Raw genomic sequence first — 21,261 nt, 5'->3', positions numbered from 1 at the left:
ATGGCGGCATGCACAGGGACATAAAAAACCGATGCTATAAAATAAAACGAGCCGGCATCCTAAGCGGATATCCGACTCGTTATACGGTTACAGATTTAACGATATCTTTGTCTTCTCATCCATTGGGTTGCTACCCACTTCTCCCCGGCTGTTACGGGATGTCCCGCATGCAGCGTTAACTCGTTCAGGCGGGTATCGTTATAAAAATATTCAAAGTATACCGCACTGCCTTTCTTAGGCGTTACCGAAAAATGAAGAGAAGGGAAATACGTCTCCCCGCCTTCCTCCACGTCATTCAAATACATAATCAGCGTGCTGATCCGATTGTTCCTATTGCTGCCGGGCGTGAAATAATCGAAATGAGGATGATACTGCTCTCCGGGCTGATACCGCAACACCTGCAGCGGTTCCGCATGGGAGACCGGGATATTCATCAGTTCGGCCGCCCGGGCTTCGACTTGTCCGACGCATTCATTTTCGCTTTCCTCAAAAAACATGCTGCTGCTTGTTCTGACTTCGCTGACATCGTGAGAGCTCCCAATTTTGGCACGCTGCATTCTAGCCGCTGCCAAGTCAATCAACAAGTCGCATTCCGCGGGACTCAATACATTTTCCAGAATCAAAATAAGCGGTTCATCCATCTTCCCAACGATACGAATCTCTTTGTCCTTGGTTAGTATCTTGCTCCCCGAAGACGTTACGATCGTCTGCTCTTTAATGGTCATCGCCTTAGTTCCTCCAATATAGAATACTGAGGACGTATTCGATTAGGCATTAAATCAGTCGATTAAGTAATTCTCCGTCTAACCGGCAATCCCTTTATATTCATGCAATGTCAGGCTTGTTCATAATCATGACAAAGCAAGCGATATGAAAATATTACCTCCTTTATTCCAATCATTGAAATAGTATTCTTCTAAATTATTATGGTATATTATGCCCTAACAATAGAGAGGGGATTTCTGAAGTGAAAAGATTTATTGTGTATTTCATGTCTTTTTTCCTAATAATTACATTGTTAATGTTTAAAGGACAAAGTATCAATGCCGCAAACGGAGCTCATATTGTATCCATCGTAAACTCAGGCATGTTACTGGATGACGGTTCAATCTGGGCCAACAATAGGAATGGCAGCGTACAGAAAAATCTTGGCGTAATCGCGATTGCGGGAGACAACGACTATAACGGTTATGGTGTAACCAAAAACGGAGAGCTTGTCACTTGGGATTATATATCTGCTCCTCATGTGGATACCAAGCAAACCGAAATTAAACAAATTGCCAATGGATATTATCTGAAACAAGATGGGACGGTATGGTCGGCCGGTGGACAACGTCAACAGGGCTACGATGGAATCGCATTGATTGCCGCTAATGACAGTATGTTCTCAACCGTATCGAACACCGGTGAAATTAGAAGCAGCTCTCTTAAGATGCCTCTGGCAGCGGGTACGGGCATTAATTCCATCATTGCTATCGATGTGGCTGCCCACGGCGATACCGTTGTGCTGAATAACAGCGGGACAGTAACCAAATATGACCTCACTCATTATGATACGAGCGGTTCCACAATCAGCATCCTGCCCGAAGTCATAACGCAAAACGCAGCTTATATTGAATATACTACAGATAATTTACTGCTTGTTACATTAAAGGATGGAACGGTATGGGTAACAGGTGAATATAACGACCGCTATAAACTGACGGATCAAATTCATGAAATCGGCAGCGGAGTTACGAGAACAGCGAATGCGAAGGGTAAGAATTCTTTTGCATACCAGCTATCGGACGGGAGCTGGAAACAATATGAGAATGGAGTAATAACGAATATTGAAAGTCCCAGCTTGTCAGGAATCAATTTCACGGTTTCCTCAACGAAGTCTTATGTTGGAGACAGCATAAAAGCTACGATTACCGAGAGCTATTCTAACGGTTCAAAGAAAACAATTCCTTTAAGTCAAGCGAATGCAACGATTGAAAAACCTTACTTATTAAAGAAAAATTCAGACGGTACGCTTAAAGCTCTGGCAGTCGGAGTAACCAAAGTTACGGTTACATCGGGAAGCTTGACCAAAACCTTAACGATAGCCATCAGCCTTCCATCCAATCTTTCTAATGCAATACAGAGGAACAGTATTACTTACCTACCGGTTCAATCCGTATTCAAAGCGCTTGGGGGGACAGTTGTTTATACTTCTTCCAGCAAAACCTTTGATATTCAAGTAGGAACTACTACCATCAGACTGAAGCAGGGCGATTCCAATGCGAAGGTCAACGGCAACAATCTGACCATGAACGCAGCCGTTCGAAGCGAGAACAATACAACCGTATTCCCTGCAGCTCTGTTAAGCAAAGTGTTCGGCGCTGCCTTGAAGTGGGATTCGAAATATAAAATCATACATATCTCATTTGGTAATGCAACTTTATCTGTAGAGACGCCGGATACTGCGAAAATATATAAAAAAGAATTGCAAGGGAACTTGGCTTCTTACATCGGCAAATCTTATTGGGTCAATCACTTCCAAGGCTGGGAGAGATTCAATAAAGTAACGATTACTGATATCATTCCGGATAGTCAAGGCTATTACTTTACAATTGTGTTCAAAAAACAAAATGGCACGCAACTGAAAAGTTATGAAATGGCTAGAGACAATGTGGTTAATCTATTTACGGGCAGTTATTATTTCCTTAATTATGACCCCTACAAAAAATACAAATGGTCCACTTCGACATGGACATTGATAAAAGAAGAGAAGGTCGCAACGGGGATGACAAAGGACCAAGTCCTTCTCTCCATAGGTCAACCAGCATCAACCAGCCGATTGAGCGGCAATGGTATAACCGTTGAGACATGGGGATATGGCTACTTCAATTACGTGACCTTCGTTAACGGAATAGTAACTTCAATTTATACTAGCTAAATAGGCAACTCCAAAACCTCAGTTTGTTCAAAACTGAGGTTTTGGCTTGTAATTCATGAAAGGTGTTATGGCAGTACGCCGGCAATTTGCAGCACGGTCAGAATAACCTCTATGACAATGAGGATTACAATAATCCATTCAACAAACAATCCGCGTATCGAATGGCTGATTGTCGAGAAGCCTTCCATAATGTGATGCAGAAATTCCGTTTTGCTTTTTAATATTTTATAGCGGTCATTCAGCTCGAAAAACTCCAGCATACTGTCGTAAAATTCGCCGGCTTGGCTGCTGCTCCACGTAATATCGGGCTTATCCAATATCATGATATAGCCAAGGGTGTTGTACTCGTAACGCAAGATGATAGCCGTTGTTCTGGCCAGCTCTTTGTTGCCGATTCTCAGCTTTCCTTTTTCCAGCCGCTCAATCATGGTTTCCAGCTTGTCATGAATTTTCCCGAGCTGCTCCTCTACTTTCTCGAGCGCAACCGACTTCGCAAGCACCGTAGAAATTAGCTCGGGATGGAAAATCTCGTATTCGGGCACTTCCACGTACTCATCGGTCAGCTCGAACGTCTCGATCTCTCCGTAATGAAGCCGGTAGTCATCGGTATACCGATCCGCATTCAATAGATCAATATCCGGTTCGAAGGACTGGAGGTAGCTCATACAGCTCTTTATATCTTCGGAACGTGAATGATTAACGAATACAATACTGCCGAAGGAAAACACCAGTACCTGCTGCGAATCGGCTACCGGATGCTTTAGGATGGAAGCGAGTATGTCCCCTTTCAACATCAAAGGCTGCTCCCAGGTGTATTTCTTGGGAATGCCGCAATGGATCGCGATTTGATTCAAATCAATTTCATTCGTTATGGCGTAAGCTTTAAAGGTCATTTCCTTCATTTCCATCACTCTTTTCAGTCGAACTGAAATTTTGGCGTATTACCACATTATTCCCTGTCCTCTTTTCTTATAACCCATTCCGCTCGGCTAAAAAAAGCCGGAATCCGGGATCCCAGCCTCTTCCGCCTATGCGCTAGCTTGCATTGAAATATTGAAAGATACCAGCTTTATCCTGATTTCACTGGGGCAAATCCAGCGTACCTAAGCGGCCGCGTTCGTATACGGGACGGCAGATTGTGTTACAATTCACTGAGCACAATAAAAGGAGATCGAAGTACATGAAAGAAACGGTGAACTGGAGAAACGGTGCCCATGGGCGTAAATTCATAGCTTCTTTTAGCGGAGGAAAAGACAGCACCCTTGCGTTGTACAAATCGATGCAGGTTGGGGAGCCGATTGGACTTATCGTCATGATGGAGGAAGAAGGAAAACGCTCCCGATCCCACGGCATGCCTCCGAAGCTAATCCGCGCCCAAGCGGAATCCATCGGCTTGCCCGTATATACGGCCGCCGCAAGCTGGGAGGATTACGAAAAGGAATTTATAGCCCTTCTGGAAAAGGCCAAGCATCAGGGCGCTGAAGCGTTAGTCACGGGAGACTTGGATATGCCTGTCCAGGACTGCTGGCATGACAAGGTTACGCAAATCGCCGGTCTAAAGCTGGGAATGCCGTTATGGGAAATGGATCATCAAGAAGCCGTTGAAGAGTTTATCCATCTCGGATTTACCTCCGTTGTCGTCACCGTCAATTTAACGTTGGGAATGAAGGAAGAGGATTTAGGACGCGAGTTGACTCATGGCTACATCCAGGAGCTTCTGTCTCGAGGCGTTGATCCTTGCGGCGAAGGCGGCGAATTCCATACGACCGTCATCGACGGCCCTCTCTTCAAGCATGCCATCCCGGTCCGTAAAGGCAGCATTGTCAGGAACGGCGATTACGCCTTTTTGCCTTTGGAGCTGATAGAGGCTTAAGGAATAGCAATTCGCCTACGTTGCACAGAGTGCAGTAAAATTATGCGATTCAGCTCGATAAAGGGAAATATCCTGCACGAAGTGCAGGATATTTCAGAAAATGGATCCTATTGCTTACAAATTCGCGAAATATACTGCATTCTGTGCAGTATATTTCGTCAAGAATGTTCGATTTGAGAAAATATCCTGCAAATCGTGCAACGTCCCCCAGCTAGCAGTTAGCCTACAGCCTGCAGGACCTTCCTTATAGTTGAGGAAACGGCACTGTTGTTCCGCGTCTTCACACCGTCAAATACTTCTTAATCACTTCGTCGCCCAAATCCTCCAAGCCACCTTCCCAAGCAACTGCCCCCTTATCCAGCACATAGAAGTAGTCGCCGACGCTTTTCACAAAATCGAGGCTCTGCTCAACAAGCAGAATCGATGTCTTGCCGTCTGCCTTTATTGAGCGGATGACATCTCGGATGTCATCTACGATAGAGGGCTGAATACCCTCGCATGGCTCATCGAGCAGCAGCAGTTCCGGCTTTGACGCGAGCGCCCGCGCGAACGCCAGCTGCTGCTGCTGTCCGCCGCTCAGGTCGCCGCCGCGCCGGCTATACATCGTGGGCAGCACCGGGAACTTGGCGATTGCCTCCTCCGGAATAGAGCGTACCGCCTTCTTCTCGCGCGCGGCTTCAAGGCCGACCAATATATTTTCGCAGACGGTCAGCTGCCCGAAGATTTCGCGCCCCTGCGGTACATAGCCAATTCCGCTCTTTGCTCGGCGGCCGGGTGCGGCCCTTGTCAGCTCATTTCCGTTGTAGGCAACAGTACCTTTCCGCGCTTTAAGCAGCCCCATAATGCTCTTCATCAGCGTGGTCTTCCCGACGCCGTTGCGCCCAAGCAAGCAGACGACCTGCCCCGGCCCGACCCTCAGCGTCACATCTCGCAAAATCACGCTTTCCCCGTATCCCGCTTCAAGCTGTTGAACGGCTAGCATCCGCATCCCGCCTTTTCCCCAGGTATACCTCCGCTACGCGGTCATCCCGCTGCACCTCTTCCATCGAGCCTTCCTTCAGCAGCTTTCCTTCATGCATAACCGTTACCTTGCTCGCAAAGTTGCGGACAAACTCCATGTCATGCTCCACAACCACGATGGAACGCTGCCGGGCGATCTCGAGCAGCAGCTCGCCCGTCTTCTCCGTCTCCTTGTCCGTCATGCCGGCAACCGGTTCATCCAGCAGCAGCACCTCCGGCTCCTGCAGCAGCATCATGCCAATCTCCAGCCATTGCTTCTCGCCATGCGACAAGCCGCCCGCCCGCCAATCCGCCTTATCCTGCAGCCCAATCATCTCAAGCTGCCGTTCGATCCGTTGCCGCTCCTCCGCTTTCATCCGGGCGAACAGCACCGTAAATACGCCGCGCTTCTGGCGCATGGCGATCTCCAAATTCTCGAACACCGTCATCGACGGAAAAATCGACGGCGCCTGGAACTTGCGTCCGATGCCAAGCTCGGCGATCTGATGTTCTTTTTTCTTCGCGATATCGATGGACTGCTTGAAGGTAACCGTCCCCGCCGTTGGCTTCACTTTGCCGCAGATCACGTCCAGCATCGTTGTTTTGCCGGCACCGTTGGGCCCAATGAGGAAACGGAGCTCCCCTTTCCGCAAATGCAAGCTCATTCCCTGAATAGCCTTGAAGCCGTCAAAAGCTACCGTCACCTCATTACATTGCAGGATACTCGACTCGCTCATGCTCCGGCTCACTCCTCTCCTCTTTCTTCTTGCGGAACTTCAGCTTGGCGGCAAGGCCCGCCACCCCGTTAGGCAGGAACACGACGACCAGAATAAATACGCCGCCGAGGAAATACGTCCATCCTTGCGGATACGTGGTGCTGAACTCGCTTTTTGCCCAGTTCATCAGCACCGCCCCAAGCGCCGCGCCGATCAAGGTTCCGCGGCCGCCGATCGCAACCCACAGCACCATCTCAATCGAAGGCACGATTCCCATCATGGAAGGCGATATAATGCCGACATGCAGTACAAACAGCATGCCCGCAATGCCGGCGATAGCCGCCGACATCGTAAACACAACCATCTGGTAGACCGCCGGATTATACCCGATGAACCGGACCCGGTTCTCCCCGTCCCGGATCGCGCGAAGCACCTTCCCGAACCGGCTTTTCACCACGTAACGGCATAGGATAAACACCGCCACCAGCACGGCCGCCGTCACCCCGTACAGCATCCGCTTCGTATCCGGCGAAGCAATCGGCTCGCCTAATATTTTGCTGAAGCCCGTAATGCCGTTAGTCCCGCCCGTATAAGCCTGCTGTCCGACAAGCAGCGTTGTCGTGATAATGACGAGAGCTTGCGTCAAGATCGTGAAGTACACGCCGCGAATCCGGTTGCGGAAGGTGAAATACCCCAAGAACAGTGCCAACGCAGCAGGTATGAGGATTCCCATCAGCACCGCAAAGCCAAAGCTTTCGAACGGCTTCCAGAAGATAGGCAGCTCGCTTAATCCGCTCCAGCCCATGAAGTCCGGCAGCTTCCCGCCGCTTGCCTCAAGCTTCAGATACATCGCCATCGCATAGGCACCTAACCCAAAGAAGATGCCATGCCCCAGACTAAGAATGCCGGTATACCCCCAGATCAGATCCAGACCAAGCGCTACTATGGCAAACGCCAGAAACTTCGCGAGCAGGTTTAACCGGAAATCGCTTAAATAAAGCGGAGCCGAGAACAGCGCAGCGGCAGCAGCGACATAACAGGCGAGCAGCCATAAACGCTGGGGAGAACGTTTTCGCATCGTCAACATTTGCTTCTCCACCTCTCTCTATGAATCAAGCGAACGCGAACGCATGGCGACGAATCCCATCGGCCTCCATTGCAGGAAAGCAACGATGCAGATGAACACGAGCACTTTGCCAAGCGATGCATTCGTCCAATATTCGAACATCGTGTTAAAGACGCCGATTCCGAGCGCACCAAGCACGGTACCCACCAGCTTGCCGACCCCGCCGAGCACAACCACCATAAACGCATCCACGATATAATAAGTGCCAAGCGATGGCCCAATCGGACCAATCAGCGTCAGCGCGCAGCCGGCGATGCCGGCAATGCCCGAACCAATCGCGAAGGTCATCGCGTCGACGCGGCGGGTGGATACGCCAAGGCATGCCGCCATGTCGCGGTTTTGCATAACCGCCCGCATCCGGCGCCCCTCGAGGCTGCGGTAAATATAGAAGTACATCGCAAGCAGCGTAACGATAACAAGCCCGATAATAAACAGCCTTTTATAGGGAAGAACCGCGCCAAGGAAGCTGACCCCGCCATCCAGCCAGGTAGGACTCGTTACCGCAACGTTAGGAGCGCCAAAGACCGATCTCGCAAGCTGCTGCAGCACCAGACCGACACCCCAAGTGGCAAGCAGGCTGTCGAGCGGCCGGCCGTACAAAAACCGGATCAGGCTCATCTCTAAGATTAGGCCAAATAGGAAGGCGATGAGGAAGCTGACCGGTATCGCGAGCACGAAATACCAGTCAAACATCGACTTCGGCAAATTGTCTTTAAACATGTTTTGCGTCAAGTACGTGGAGTAAGCGCCAATCATAATGAGCTCGCCATGCGCCATATTGATGACCTTCATGAGCCCAAACGTAATGGCCAGGCCTAGCGCAATCAGCAGCAGGATCGAGCTGACGCTCAGCCCGTTAAACAGCTGCAAGGTAATGACCTCCATATGCCTTCAACTCCTTCGGGGTTATACAAAAGGAGAGTATCCGAAGCATACCTCTGCCCAATACTCTCCCTTCATCCTTGCCGTATTGCCTGCCTCCGCTCGTTAATCCGTAGGCTTGATGCTTGCCGCCCAGTCGTAGCCTTTCAGGAACGGATCCGGCATAACGGCATCCCCGGAGTTCCACAGCTCCTTGAATTGTCCGTCTCCCTGCACCTCGCCGATCCGGACCGTTTTGTAAATATGCTGGTTCTCGCCGTCGATCTTCACTTTGCCTTCCGGAGCATCCCACTCGAGATCCTTCGCCGCCGCTTTGACTTTATCCACGTCGGTCGAGCCCGCCTTCTCCACCGCAGCCTTCCACAGGTATACCGCGGTGTAGCCCGCTTCAATCGGGTCCGCCGTTACGCGGTCTTCGCCGTATTTCTTCTTATAATTCTCGACGAACGTCTTGTTCGCCGGCGTATCCGTTGTTTGGTAGTAGTTCCAAGCCGCCAGATGACCTTGCAGCACGTCTACGCCGATGCCGCGAATTTCTTCTTCCGCTACCGATACGGACAGCGTCGTAATATCCTTGGCCGTGATGCCCGCATCCTTCAGCTGCTTGAAGAAGGCTACGTTGCTGTCGCCGTTAAGCGTATTAAATACAACGTCCGGCTTTGCTTCTTTGATTTTGCTGATAATCGTGCTGTAGTCGGTATGGCCAAGCGGCGTGTATTCCTCTCCGACCATTTCGCCGCCTTTTGCCTTCAATTGCTCTTTGATGATCAGGTTTGCCGTACGGGGGAAGACGTAGTCCGAGCCAAGCAGGTAAAATTTCTTGCCGCGGTTCTCAAGCAGCCAATCCACGGCAGGAACGATCTGCTGGTTCGTTGTAGCGCCCGTATAGAAGATGTTAGGGGAAGCCTCGAGCCCTTCGTATTGCACCGGGTACCAGAGCAGCCCGTTTAATTCTTCGAATACCGGTTTCATCGCTTTGCGGCTGGAGGACGTCCATCCTCCGAACACCGTTGCGACTTTATCCTCGGAGAGCAGCTTGCGCGCCTTCTCAGCAAAGGTCGGCCAATCCGATGCGCCATCCTCCTGGATGGCTTCGATCTTCTTGCCAAGCACGCCGCCCGCCGCGTTAATTTCCTCAATCGCCATCATTTCCGCATCGCGAACGGATACCTCGCTAATCGCCATCGTACCGCTCAAGGAATGCAGGACCCCTACCTTAATCGTATCTCCTGAAGCTTCCGCCGAACTGCTCTCGGTTGTCGTGGATGCCGGTTTTTCATTGTTGCCGCAGGCTGCAAGCAGCATGCTAAGCGCAACCGCAACAAGCCCCGTCTGATAAAACCATTTCTTTTTCATCTCTCCACTCCCCAGTTCTTCTTTCTAATTACGAACATTTAATTAGAATGTGTTACCATTGTTCGCAACCTCATTATAGGGGCGGCCAAATCTTCGCGTCAATATACATGACATTAAAATTAGAAAATGAGGAAATTCGTCTCATTAATCGTTTTAAAAGGGTATTTTTCGATGAAATTCGGCATATTTCATGATTTAATCAGCTCAAAATCTTATAATTTATACCATTAAATTAACACAATGTGTTATTTTAATTTCTATACTTATGCCAAAAGAATAGAAGGAATGACTACCCTTGTAAGGAAGCTAAAGCCTATCCAAACCCATTTGTGTAAAGTTAACTTGACATAGTGAATACTTTAATTTACATTATGCGTAAATTGGTAAGGCAGCTAAGGGGGAATTGTTATGAAAGCGATTGTATGCGAGAAATACGGAACGCCGGAGATCCTTCAGTTCAAGGATGTAGAGATGCCCATTCCCAAGGAGAATGAAATACGGATAAAGATACATGCGGCCGCCGTAACCCCCTCGGATTGCTCCTTCCGAAGAGCGGATCCTTTTTTCATCCGGTTTCTCTATGGGCTTAGAAATCCCAAGTTTCCCATTCTGGGCGTCGAGTTTGCCGGTGAAATCGATACGATCGGCAAGAACGTAACGTTGTTCAAGAAAGGCGATGAGGTATTCGGCATTAGTCCCCGTCGCTTCGGAACTTACGCGGAATACGTATGTTTACCCGAGGACCAGCCGGTATTTCTTAAACCAAACAATGCGGCGTACGACGAAGCCGTTGGTCTATGCGACGGCGCGTTAACGGCCTTAACCTTTCTTCGGGATCACGCTAACATTCAAACGGGGCAAAAGGTGCTTATTAACGGGGCATCCGGGGCGGTTGGCGCTTACGCGGTGCAGCTTGCCATGTACTACGGGGCTGAAGTGACCGGCGTATGCAGCGGCCGCAACGTTGAATTGGCGGAATCTCTGGGGGCGGGCAGGGTTATCGACTATACGAAGGAGGATTTTGCGCGAGGCGGACAGACCTATGACGTTATTTTCGATGCGGTAGGCAAGCGCACTTACTCCGAGTGCAAAGGCTCCCTTACGCCGCAAGGGATCTATCTTTCCACCGTTCCCAGCGGCGGAGCCATGCTGTCCATGCTTCGGACATCGAAGTCCCGGGGCAAGAAAGCCGTCTTTACCGCTGCCGGCCTGAAGCAGAAGAAGGAGAATCTGGCGTTTCTCAAGGAGCTCTTCGAGGCCGGAAAAATCAAACCGGTCATCGACCGGCGCTATCCGTTGGAACAAACAAGCGAGGCACACCGTTATGTAGAGACCGGACGCAAGAAAGGAAATGTCATCCTTCAGATTCGCCACTAAACGTCGGATCGCCTATCCCCAAGCCGTAAAGCTCGGACAGATAGGCGGTCCCGGTTTGCAACAAGGTTCTACAAAGCAGCGGATACAGGCTGCCGGTACCAGTAAAGAGCATAGTCGTTCATCGTGGAAGCATAACCGAGCTGGCGCAGCATCGTGGATATATTGCCCCGGTGATAGGACCCGTGATTAGCCGTATGCAGCATAATTTCCGCTAAAGTTGTCTCGCGGATTCCGGCATAGGGATTATTGAGCGTGATAGCCTGCTCCGCGTCAGGCCCGCTTCCGAGCCACTCGTTGTATTGCCCGGCCAGCTCGGCAAAGAGACTAACATATTCATCCACCGTCTCCAGAATTCGGCCGCTTAACGGCATGCATTCCTGCAGCGCCGCTCCCATATCCGCTCCCGTGAGCACCATAAACCATGTTTTATCTACCGCGTAAATATGATTCAAAGCGTGAGCAATGGTCGGAAACGAGGTATTTACTTCTTGATGCAGCACCGCGGCTGGCAGCTCTTTCATTCTCCCCAGGATTGTTTGGCTTGCCCAAAAGTGGTAGTTCAACATTTCCGCCGGATAATTTTTCATGTTCATCGACTCCTTTTAACTGGTTATGAAGCCAGTATAAAAAAAGTAGTATGACAACAGTGTGTCATACTACTCGTAAAGCTTCAGCGTTTGTTGAAGCTGCTCTTTCATAATGCTCCGAAGCCCGGAGGGCTCAAGCACCTCCGCGCCGCTGCCAAAGCCAAGCAGAATCGACCACAGCCAGCTTGCCTCGGCCGGTTTATAGACGGGAATCCGCATCGTCATGCTGCCATCGGAATGAAAGGTTTTCGGGACGTAGCCGAAATGATCCATCGCATCCGCCAACGCTTGCGGCCCTACCTTAACCACGACATCCTCAACCAGGCTCTCATTCCCCGCAAAAGGACCCGCCTCCTCCGGCACCTCCTGATGAGGCTCAAAGCCGCGTTCGGTCCGGAACGCCTCCACCATGCGGGACAACCGGAACTCCCGATACTCGCACCGCGTCAAGCAATAGCCGTAAACATACCAGCTGCCGTATTTGAAATGAAGCCTGACCGGCTCCAGCTCGCGGGTAGTCCGTTCATTCTTCGCGTTAATGTAGTCGAACCGGATCACTTTTCGCTGCGTAATCGCCGAACGCAATAATGGCAGCGTCTCGGGATCCGTTTTGCGCGTATCGAAATCCACAGCTAGACTTGGCGTCCGCTGCTCGGTTCCTACGGTTTGCAGCCTCTCGATTGTTCCCTGCGCCCGTTCGTCTTCAAAGACGGTCGACAGCCCCTTAAGCACCGTAACAAGGGCATTTACATCGTAGGAGCCAAGCAGGCTTTTATCCATCTTGAAGCCTTCCATCATGCCAAAGCCGCCCTTGTTCCCCTGATACGAGACAACCGGAAAGCCTGCCGCGCAAATGACGTCAATATCCCGGTATATCGTTCGCTGGGATACCTGGAACTCTTCGGCCAGCACATGGGCCGGCAGCACATCGTTATTCAGCAGCTTATAGATAATGGAGATCAAACGCTCCAGCTTCATCAAGGATCTACCGCCCGTCCGTTCGTTTATATATTCTTAAAAAATAGCCAACAGGTGTTTCCATCCGAAGAGGGAATCAATATATTACAGGATATAAGCTTTGTCAACGATCATGACCGTATTTCGACAGACAGGAGTGGATGGTATGAACGAATTTGAAGAGACGGAGTCTCCCTGCCATTACAGACGCGCCTTGGAAATTGTCTCAAGCCAATGGACGGTGCTTGTTTTTTACGAGCTGGAATCGGGCAAACGGCGGTACAGCGATCTGAAAAAACGGGTCGAGGGCGTCGCGCAAAAGATGCTCACCCAGACGATGCGCCAGCTGGAGAGGGACGGTCTTGTCGTGCGGTATGTCCATCCAACCGTCCCGCCTACCGTAGAGTATGAGCTGACGCCTCTTGGCCAGACCCTGATCGGCCCGATGCGGATACTGCATCAATGGACCGACGCCCATTACGATTCCGTGCTAAGAGCAAGAAAAGCCTTCGACGCCATCAATCGTCCCCCTATTCAGTCTGCCGAGCACCTGATTAATTAACGCATATACGTCATCCCCATCCTCGAATACATCCGTCAGGGCGTAAAACAAGTGGATCATGCCGGCATAACGCATATGCGTCACCGCGACCCCGCTTGCGATAAGCAGCTGGCTGTATCGCTCCCCTTCATCGCGCAAAGGATCATATTCCGCCGTCACAACGATTGCCGGCGCCACGCCCGCGGCAACTCCATAGAGCGGCGAAGCGAGCGGGTTCATTCGTTCTTCACCGGAGTTCAAATAGTGTCCCGCGCAATAGTCCAGCAGGGCCGAATCGAGGAAATAGCTCTCACCGTATGCACGCTTCGAGGCATAATCTCTCGCCCAGTCCGTCAACGGGCATAGCAGGATTTGAGCCGCAATGGAGAAGGTCCCCCTGCTTACTGCCTGCTGCGCCACAACGGCGGCCAGGCTGTCCCCGACGCCTTCCCCGGCTACGGCAATTCTGTTCGAATCCAGTCCCAGCGACGCGGCCTGTTCATACACCCACTGCGCCGCATAGACGACTTCTTCTACGGGCACGGGAAATTTATGCTCCGGCGCCAAGCGATAATCGACGGAGATTATCGCATGACCGGTAGCCGCGGCCAGCTCAACGCGATCGGAGATGGCGTTAAAGCCGTAAGACGGCACTTTTAAGTGGCTTACTTACAAAAAAAAAGACCAGAACCGCAAAAGCTAGCGGCACTGATCTTACGGTTTATAAGGTTAACGGCTCCAGCCATTCGCCAAAGCCTGTCTTGCGAACAGCTCCCCGTCAAATTCGAGGCCAAAGCCCGCTTTATCCGGTACATAAAACTTGCCGTCCTCTACCCGATAAGCGGACGCGTCCATTCCCTCTATGGTTATATCGTCGTATTCGACAAACTCAAAGTTGTTAATCGCAGCGGCGATATGCCCAAGCGCATAAATGCCGTATGCGTTGCCGTAGCAGTGCGGCGCCGACCTCAGTCCAGCCCGGTCAAGCTCCGCGCCGAGCTCCAGCCAATGCGTAAAGCCCGGATAAATAATATCGTATTGCAGCACGTCAACAAGGCCTTTTTTCGCCCAGCTCACGAGATGCGGCGACGCCAGCCCTTCGCCGTCGGCAATAAGCACATTCCGCCCGCGCTCCTGCAGCCACGCCTTCAGGTCCGCATACAAAGCATCGTCTTCGTGGAAGGCTTCTTCCATCCAATGCAGATTCACGTCATCAACGGCAGCCAGCACTTCCTTGGTCAAATTGAGATTATACGCGTTGTTGGCATCTATCATGATCTTTCCTTCAGGTCCGGCAACCTCGGCGACGCCATGAATAATGGCGATATCCCGCTTCGTCCCTTCCTGCACGGGCATATGTCTTCCGCCGCGGCCCACTTTAATCTTGAAGTTGCGGTGGCCTTTGGAGAAGCCCTGCATCGCCTCTTCCTTCAGCAGCGCGACCGCATCCTGCTCGCTCGGCAGGTGCAGGTCATCGAAGTACAGCGATGTATCATAGCAAGGCACGATCAGCGGAGATCCCGGTGCGCGGTTAACGGCAGAAATCAATTCATACACGGGCGTACTCAGTCTGCGTCCCAGCCAGTCCAGAATCGGGTATTCGAGCGGAATGCGGTAAGGCTTAAGGACTCTGCCATTGGCATCGAACAAATCTATGAGCCTCATCCCTATAACGGCATCCGCCAGCTCCTCCGTTAACGAACCCGTGTGACCAAACCCCGTCTCCCCGTCAATCGTAAGGCGGGCGATACGGACCGAGCAATGCTTGCCGTGATTGCCAAGCCTGCCGTTTGAACCCGCGTTTCGCGCGCGCTCGCCCGTAAGAGTTGCAACCTCGATCTTTTCTACTTTCCATTCAGGCTGAATAAGAGATAGATCCATTGTCGTTTCACTCCTAATGAATGAAGGAATAGTTCCAGCTCCTTCCACTATATATCGCCCGAAACAAATATGTCAAAATAAAATATATTCATTATATTAAAATAGATTCATTTCATGAAGAAGCTTCTCTCTAACAAGAGGCCACTCCTCCTCCAGGATGCTGTAAAACACGTTATCGTGAACGGTGCCGCCATCCGTCGTATCCACTCGATGCCTTCGAAGCACGCCCTCTCTTACTGCCCCTATCTTCTCCAGAGCTCTTTGCGACCGCAGATTGCTCCCGCTGGCAGAGAACTGGACCCGAATTACGCCAAGCTCTTCGAAACAATATTGAAGGAGCAGCAGCTTGCAGGCCGGGTTTATTCCCTGTCCCCAGAACGCCGAAGCCATCCATGTCCAGCCGATTTCAACGTTCCGGTTATTCGCGTCCAGATCGCCAAGCCGGGTTGTTCCGACCATACGTCCGCTGGTTTTGTCAATGATTGCAAACGGTAGCTGAGTTCCCGCTTCTCTATTTACCAGAGCGGACTCAAGCGCCAGCTCGATCGCTTGCTCCGTATTGTTCCTCCGCCAGGTCATCTCCCAGACTCTCGGATCGCTAAGCAGCCGGGCAAGCTCCTTAACGTGCGCCGCCTGCAAAGGCAGAAGAATAACCTTACGGCTTTCCAACGTCAGATTCGTACGAAATCCCATAGCGAGCCCTCCTTTTCCACTATCCTACCAATAGGACTGGGCGGCATGAATGCAGGAAGGAACCGAATATTTGTATTATTTTGCAAGCATTTCTACAGGTTGACGGGAAGCCCGGCTTTCAGTACCATCTTAAAATAGAAAAGCCCCCAGGGGCTCTATGGATTGAAGGAGGAGTAATGAATTATATTAAAGATTTGCTTGTCGATTTAGGAGTCAACACCAATCTAGCTGTCTACCTAGCCAGCATTGCCATTGTTATTATCGCAGGGATTGTAAGCATAGCCGCCAACTTTATAACCAAAAAGGTTGTGCTACGCATCGTCAGCCATTACATCCGGAACAACCGGTACCGTTGGGACAATTATTTGCTGGAGCGCAAAGTATTTCATAAGCTGTCCCATATCGTTCCTGCCATCATACTCTATTATTTCTCGTTTAGCTTTGCGGCCTATCATTCTCTTATTCTGAAGGGAATTACGATTTATCTTATTATTGTCATCCTGTTGGTGCTGGATGCTTTCCTTAACGCGGTAAACGATATTTACAGAACCTACGATATTTCGAGGAGCCGCCCTATCAAAGGATACGTGCAGGTGGTCAAAATCTTCCTGTTCATTATCGGCGGGATTCTGGCCATCTCGAACCTGATCGGCGAAAGCCCCGTTATTCTCATTAGCGGGATTGGCGCCTTGTCCGCGGTTATGCTGCTGATCTTTAAAGATTCGCTGCTCGGCCTGGTTGCAGGCATTCAATTGTCAACTAACGATATGGTCCAGGTAGGCGATTGGATCGAGATGCCCAAATACGGAGCGGACGGAGACATCATTGATATTTCGCTGCATACCGTCAAGGTGCAGAACTTCGACAAGACGATCACCACCATCCCTTCGTATGCCCTGATTTCGGATTCGTTCAAGAACTGGAGAGGCATGCAGGATGCCGGCGGCCGGCGCATTAAACGGGCCGTGTACATCGATATGAACAGCATCGGATTTTGCACGCCCGAAATGATCGAGAAATTCAAGAAAATCCATCTCCTTAGCGAATATATCCTGGATAAGGAGAAGGAAATTCTCCACTACAACCTGGAGAACGAGATAGATCCTACCGTCTCGGTGAATGGCAGGGCCATGACGAATATCGGCGTGTTCCGGGCGTATATCGAACGGTATGTGGAGCAGCATCCAAAGATCCATAAAGGCATGACGCGGATCGTCAGACAGCTCGCCCCAGCCGAGAACGGACTGCCTCTCGAAATTTACGCCTTCACCAATGATATTAACTGGGCGGTGTACGAGGGAGTTCAATCGGATATCTTCGATCATATTCTGGCCGTTGCGCCGGAGTTTGGACTTCATGTCTTCCAAAACCCGTCCGGTCAAGATTTCAAGAGCTTGCCAAAGGTTGAGGCTTATTAACAGCCTTGGCGAATAAGAGGCCACGCCATCGTCAGTCCAGCTGATGACGGCGCGGCCTCTCTTATTTTTACAGCTTGCGTTGTCCCTCCAACTCGCGAGGATGCCTGCGGATCAGCTCCGGCACGGCTTCCCCCCGTCCCGTCTGCTCAAGCCGCTCCAAGTAACGCGGCAGCGCTCCCTTCGCATGATAAGGACCGCCCTCCTTCATGACCGTCCACAACGGATCCGTGTCGTAAGGCATCGAAGCCATCATCGTATCGTGCCAATCATTAAGCAGATAAACCGCTTCCCTGCACAGATCCGGCCGCTCCGCCGCAAGATTGATCTGTTCATGCGGGTCATCGGCCAGGTTGTACAGCATGCCCTTGTCGAACAGATGAAAGCCGTCATGATACGTGCGAATGTAAAGATAATCGCCAAACCGCACGCTTCGCTGGCACACATGCGCGCATTGGGACACAACCAAATATTCTCGTCCCGCCTCTTCGCCGGACTGCAGCACCTTCGCGTAGCTCGCGCCGTCCCAGCTTGGCATAGGCTGCCGACCGAGGAGCTCGGCTATCGTTGGCGGCAGATCCAAATGGTAATGGAGGCCCTTATCGACAATTCCCTCCTTCATGCCCGGCCACCGAATGATCATCGGAATCCGGCAGGTTCCCTGATCCGCCGTGCCATGCTCCCCGTAAATCCCTAGCTCGCCCATGTTCTCGCCGTGATCGGCCGTAATAATGATGACGAGTTCGTCCATGACGCCCTTTTGCTCAAGCAAGGCAAATAATTGGCCAATGTTTTCGTCCATGAAGCGGACCCCGCAATCATAGCCATCCACCATGCGCCGCAGATCCTCCCGGCTGCGGATATCCCCCGGATGCCTCGGATAATTCGGCGACGTGGCGTTGTCGTACATATTGATTTCGCTGGCGCTATGCGGTCCCACCTTGCGCATGTGCGCGTCAAGCACCTCGTCCGTAATCCACTCCGGCAGCGGATCTTCCTTAAACGGATTGCCGAACGATTCCGGGGCCCGGTACGGGGTATGCGGATCCCAATAATTGACGTACAGCATCCAGTTGTCCGACTCCGCGTTCCGGTCAATCCAATCCAGGACGACGGGCGTTACCTCCTCAGCGGATTCCATTCCGCCTTTGCCCGTATTGTAGATCTCGTTAAAGCCGGCATAAAAGGTCCAAGCGGAATGCCTCTCCCCGAACGGACTGACAAGCGCGGTACGCATTCCCGCCTGCCGGAACAATGCCGGAAAGCTTTCGGAGGCAAGCCGGTCGCGAAAATCCCTTGACGCGCCTTCATGACGAACGTCTGCCGAAGACCCGCCATGTCCCACCACTCCGTTATGAATGCCGAAGCGGCCGGTCATTAGAGCCGTCCGCGACGGGAAGCAAGGCGCGTCGGAGGTATAGTAATTATCGAAGCGGACGCCTTGAGCGGCAATCCGGTCAATATTCGGAGATGTCCGGCGGGGGTAACCGTAGCACCCCAGATGATCCGGCCTCGTCGAATCCAAATCCAGCAGCAAAATTTTCATAAGGTTGCTCCTCTCCTTCAATCGTTTGCCATGACGGCTGTACCCGTATTATAGGTTTGGAGCCTTGGTCCGGTCGACGTATATTCCATCCCGTCCATGTACATTTCAACGATACTATGAGCGATAAGTCGGGAACGGCCATTTACCCGAACCGGCTATTTTTGCTAGTATTTCATTAGAGTCATTGTAAAAGGACGGGGATCCCATGCTGCAGCTGTTAAGCGTAAATTTCGACGACCGCATTCCGAACTGGCGCACTCAAAGCGAGGTGCTCAGCTATCATGTCCTCGTTCTGGTTACGGACGGCAAGGTTAGATACACCATTAATGGGCAAGAGATTATCGCGGAACGGGGAGATTTCCTGTACATTCCGCAATCTACGCTTCGCAGCGGAGATACGGTCCCCGGCAGCCCTCATCAGAAATTTACGGTTTTAATTACGACGGAACCAGGCAGCAAGCTGGATATTCCGTTTCTTGACCAGGGAGAATTTATTCGGTTCCGGCTCTCCAGCCTTCATTCCATGCAGCGCAAATTCATGAAGCTGTTCGAAGAGATGAGGAGCGGCCGCAGCTTTCACTCCTATATTGGCCTCGGACTAACGCAGGAGCTGATCGGCCTGCTTGCAAGAGAACTGGAGAAGCCGGAGGTGACTCCCGCCAAGATGTTTTACGCGCAGCTGATGAAGCAATATTTGCTGGACCATTACCGCGAGCATGTGGAAATCGGGCAGCTTGGGGAGCTTATTGATCGTTCGCCGAATTATGCCACCGCTCTGTTCAAAGAGGTTTTCGGCCAGTCTCCCATCCGCTATATGCATCAGCTGCGCCTGCTTGAAGCCTGCCGTCTTCTGCTCCACTCCGACATGACCGTCGCGGACATCGCCCAGTACCTCGGTTACTACGACCCCTCGTATTTTTTCCGGATGTTCAAGAAGCATGTCGGCCTGTCACCGTCCGAATTCATAGCCCGCGGCAGGACGGAGGACTTGCCCCAGCCGTTCCCTTAAGCAAGCCCTACACTCACCAGCTTCCCTTACGCACCTCTTCCGTAATTATTCGGACTCCTTCCTCAATCTGCTCGGGCCCGGTCTGGGAAATGCTGATCCGGAGGAACTTCTCTTTAGCCAGATAATCGGATAGATAGAACCCTTTGCCGGATACGACGCTGACGTTCCTCTCCGCCAGACGCTTCAATAGCTGCTCGACGTTCACCGTCTGCTTCAGCTTGAAATGCGAATAGATCCCGGAACGGATATCCGGCACCTCCATTAGTCCCGGCTCGTTATACCGATTCACCGCTTCGTTCAAGGCCGACATCCGCGCGGCGTACAGGCCGGCTATCTTGTGCTTATGCCGTTCGTACATGCCGTTCTTGATATACACCTCTAGTGCCGCCTGGGAGAGCAGCGACGTGTCGGGATATATTTTATAAGCGTAAAAGGTCTTAAGCAGCCGCTCCGGCAATACGATTGCGCCTAACCTTAGGCCGGGGAAGATAATCTTGGAGAAGCTTTTTACGTATATAACATGCTCGCCCCCATCCGAAGCGTAAATCGGATCGGTTTGCCGGTCTGCCCCGAGGTCGGCCATATAATCGTCTTCCAGGATATAGACGCCGTATTTGCCGGCAAGTCTCGCGATTGCTCTTCGTTCCTCGGCATTATAAGAAGTGCCCAGCGGATTATGATACCTCGACATCGTGTAAAAGAATTTGATGCTGCCGCTCTTGAACCACTGCTCCAGCGCCTGAAGATCGATGCCCGCTGCCGTGCGGGCGATGCCATACACCGGAATGTTCTCCGTCTCCAGAAACCGTAAATACCGGTCATAGCTAGGCTGCTCAACCAATATCGCTTCCCTGCCGTTTGGGAACGGCATCTTCGCCAGTATTTCCAGCGCCTGCTGCGCGCCGGAGGTAACGAAGATCCTCTCGACCTTGGTGAATACCTGATCGCTTGCCAAATGCGAAACAAGGGTGTGACGGAAGGACTCCAGCCCCAGCGGGTCGCCATAAGTGAACAGGTCGTACTTGTAAATATCGATAGCTTTGTTGAGACAATGCTGGAAATCCAAATAAGGAAAAGCGTCCAGGTCCGGCAGGACCGTCGCGAAATAGATCATGCTGCTATCCCGCCGGTCGCGCCAATCGCCGGGCTTCACAACAACGTAGTACCCGCTTTGCGGCACCGAATAAATGACGTGTCGTTTTTCCAGTTCGGCATAAGCCCTGGTAATGGTGCTGATGCTGCAGCCGTAAGCTTCCGCGGCATTGCGGACGGACGGGAGCTTTTGACCGGGGCGGTATTTCCCCTGCCGGATTTTCTCCTCCATGTCGGATAGGATCCTATAATATTTTTTCATTCTGGCCTCCTTGCGCTCCCTTTCAACTG

General features: G+C 51.4%; 20 protein-coding genes. 6 read left to right on the top strand and 14 right to left on the bottom strand.

All coding sequences use genetic code 11. The annotated features are described in order from the left end of the window. Nucleotides 1-95: 95 nt before the first annotated feature. Nucleotides 96-725 carry a 2OG-Fe(II) oxygenase gene (locus tag FHT67_RS13875; RefSeq protein WP_167199022.1) on the bottom strand — a complete coding sequence of 210 codons (630 nt, stop codon included), beginning with the start codon at nucleotides 723-725 and terminating at the stop codon, nucleotides 96-98. A gap of 242 nt (nucleotides 726-967) precedes the next feature. Between FHT67_RS13875 and FHT67_RS13870 the strand changes: the two genes are divergently transcribed. Beyond that, nucleotides 968-2,920: a stalk domain-containing protein gene (locus FHT67_RS13870; protein WP_132311060.1), complete on the top strand. Its 1,953-nt coding sequence runs from the start codon at nucleotides 968-970 to the stop codon at nucleotides 2,918-2,920. A gap of 65 nt (nucleotides 2,921-2,985) precedes the next feature. On the opposite strand, the gene FHT67_RS13865 is transcribed toward FHT67_RS13870, so the two are convergent. Further along, nucleotides 2,986-3,822, bottom strand: a complete 837-nt coding sequence (locus tag FHT67_RS13865) for an RMD1 family protein (protein ID WP_132311062.1) — start codon at nucleotides 3,820-3,822, stop codon at nucleotides 2,986-2,988. A 278-nt stretch (nucleotides 3,823-4,100) separates the two neighbouring features. Here FHT67_RS13865 and FHT67_RS13860 point away from each other — a divergent pair, with 278 nt between their 5' ends. Further along, nucleotides 4,101-4,793, top strand: a complete 693-nt coding sequence (locus FHT67_RS13860) for a Dph6-related ATP pyrophosphatase (protein ID WP_167199019.1) — start codon at nucleotides 4,101-4,103, stop codon at nucleotides 4,791-4,793. A 280-nt stretch (nucleotides 4,794-5,073) separates the two neighbouring features. On the opposite strand, the gene urtE is transcribed toward FHT67_RS13860, so the two are convergent. From urtE to urtA, 5 genes are all read right to left on the bottom strand, one after another. Continuing rightward, entirely contained in the window at nucleotides 5,074-5,775 is a 702-nt protein-coding gene (gene urtE, locus FHT67_RS13855) for an urea ABC transporter ATP-binding subunit UrtE (protein ID WP_167199016.1), read from the bottom strand. Continuing rightward, nucleotides 5,753-6,529 carry an urea ABC transporter ATP-binding protein UrtD gene (gene urtD / locus FHT67_RS13850; RefSeq protein WP_132311068.1) on the bottom strand — a complete coding sequence of 259 codons (777 nt, stop codon included), beginning with the start codon at nucleotides 6,527-6,529 and terminating at the stop codon, nucleotides 5,753-5,755. Before urtD ends, urtE begins: the two co-directional genes overlap by 23 nt. Next, nucleotides 6,501-7,595 (bottom strand): urea ABC transporter permease subunit UrtC, encoded by a 1,095-nt coding sequence (gene urtC, locus FHT67_RS13845; RefSeq protein WP_167199014.1) that lies wholly within the window; start codon nucleotides 7,593-7,595, stop codon nucleotides 6,501-6,503. Before urtC ends, urtD begins: the two co-directional genes overlap by 29 nt. Nucleotides 7,596-7,613: 18 nt before the next feature. Then, nucleotides 7,614-8,519, bottom strand: coding sequence for an urea ABC transporter permease subunit UrtB (gene urtB, locus FHT67_RS13840; protein WP_132311072.1), 906 nt, complete (start codon nucleotides 8,517-8,519; stop codon nucleotides 7,614-7,616). 102 nt (nucleotides 8,520-8,621) lie between these two features. Then, nucleotides 8,622-9,821, bottom strand: a complete 1,200-nt coding sequence (gene urtA / locus FHT67_RS13835; RefSeq protein ID WP_243711773.1) for an urea ABC transporter substrate-binding protein — start codon at nucleotides 9,819-9,821, stop codon at nucleotides 8,622-8,624. A gap of 459 nt (nucleotides 9,822-10,280) precedes the next feature. Here urtA and FHT67_RS13830 point away from each other — a divergent pair, with 459 nt between their 5' ends. Then, nucleotides 10,281-11,249 (top strand): NAD(P)-dependent alcohol dehydrogenase, encoded by a 969-nt coding sequence (locus tag FHT67_RS13830; RefSeq protein ID WP_167199011.1) that lies wholly within the window; start codon nucleotides 10,281-10,283, stop codon nucleotides 11,247-11,249. 68 nt (nucleotides 11,250-11,317) lie between these two features. Here the strand turns inward: FHT67_RS13830 and FHT67_RS13825 are convergent, their stop codons facing one another. Both FHT67_RS13825 and FHT67_RS13820 read right to left on the bottom strand, forming a co-directional pair. Then, nucleotides 11,318-11,836 (bottom strand): DinB family protein, encoded by a 519-nt coding sequence (locus FHT67_RS13825; RefSeq protein WP_167199008.1) that lies wholly within the window; start codon nucleotides 11,834-11,836, stop codon nucleotides 11,318-11,320. A gap of 69 nt (nucleotides 11,837-11,905) precedes the next feature. Further along, nucleotides 11,906-12,814, bottom strand: a complete 909-nt coding sequence (locus FHT67_RS13820) for a helix-turn-helix transcriptional regulator (RefSeq protein WP_167199005.1) — start codon at nucleotides 12,812-12,814, stop codon at nucleotides 11,906-11,908. Nucleotides 12,815-12,959: 145 nt separating this feature from the next. Here FHT67_RS13820 and FHT67_RS13815 point away from each other — a divergent pair, with 145 nt between their 5' ends. Continuing rightward, nucleotides 12,960-13,355 (top strand): winged helix-turn-helix transcriptional regulator, encoded by a 396-nt coding sequence (locus FHT67_RS13815; protein WP_167199003.1) that lies wholly within the window; start codon nucleotides 12,960-12,962, stop codon nucleotides 13,353-13,355. On the opposite strand, the gene FHT67_RS13810 is transcribed toward FHT67_RS13815, so the two are convergent. From FHT67_RS13810 to FHT67_RS13800, 3 genes are all read right to left on the bottom strand, one after another. Beyond that, nucleotides 13,284-13,988, bottom strand: a complete 705-nt coding sequence (locus FHT67_RS13810; protein WP_347880095.1) for an alpha/beta hydrolase — start codon at nucleotides 13,986-13,988, stop codon at nucleotides 13,284-13,286. The two genes, FHT67_RS13815 and FHT67_RS13810, sit on opposite strands and share 72 nt — an antisense overlap. Before the next feature lie 75 nt (nucleotides 13,989-14,063). Beyond that, nucleotides 14,064-15,215 (bottom strand): enolase C-terminal domain-like protein, encoded by a 1,152-nt coding sequence (locus tag FHT67_RS13805; RefSeq protein WP_167199000.1) that lies wholly within the window; start codon nucleotides 15,213-15,215, stop codon nucleotides 14,064-14,066. Between the two features lie 96 nt (nucleotides 15,216-15,311). Further along, nucleotides 15,312-15,908 (bottom strand): GNAT family N-acetyltransferase, encoded by a 597-nt coding sequence (locus tag FHT67_RS13800; protein WP_167198998.1) that lies wholly within the window; start codon nucleotides 15,906-15,908, stop codon nucleotides 15,312-15,314. A 176-nt stretch (nucleotides 15,909-16,084) separates the two neighbouring features. Here FHT67_RS13800 and FHT67_RS13795 point away from each other — a divergent pair, with 176 nt between their 5' ends. Continuing rightward, entirely contained in the window at nucleotides 16,085-17,326 is a 1,242-nt protein-coding gene (locus FHT67_RS13795; RefSeq protein ID WP_167198996.1) for a mechanosensitive ion channel family protein, read from the top strand. 67 nt (nucleotides 17,327-17,393) lie between these two features. Here FHT67_RS13795 and FHT67_RS13790 read toward each other — a convergent pair whose 3' ends face one another. Then, nucleotides 17,394-18,869, bottom strand: coding sequence for a sulfatase family protein (locus FHT67_RS13790; RefSeq protein ID WP_167198993.1), 1,476 nt, complete (start codon nucleotides 18,867-18,869; stop codon nucleotides 17,394-17,396). A 205-nt stretch (nucleotides 18,870-19,074) separates the two neighbouring features. On the opposite strand from FHT67_RS13790, the gene FHT67_RS13785 reads away from it, so the two are divergent. Continuing rightward, nucleotides 19,075-19,878, top strand: coding sequence for a helix-turn-helix domain-containing protein (locus FHT67_RS13785; protein WP_167198990.1), 804 nt, complete (start codon nucleotides 19,075-19,077; stop codon nucleotides 19,876-19,878). A gap of 13 nt (nucleotides 19,879-19,891) precedes the next feature. On the opposite strand, the gene FHT67_RS13780 is transcribed toward FHT67_RS13785, so the two are convergent. Further along, nucleotides 19,892-21,232 (bottom strand): aminotransferase-like domain-containing protein, encoded by a 1,341-nt coding sequence (locus FHT67_RS13780; RefSeq protein ID WP_167198987.1) that lies wholly within the window; start codon nucleotides 21,230-21,232, stop codon nucleotides 19,892-19,894. Nucleotides 21,233-21,261: the final 29 nt, after the last annotated feature.

It is taken from the genome of Paenibacillus sp. BK720 (assembly GCF_011761545.1).
GTDB lineage: Bacteria > Bacillota > Bacilli > Paenibacillales > Paenibacillaceae > Pristimantibacillus.
This window is presented reverse-complemented; position numbering and strand designations above follow the sequence as displayed.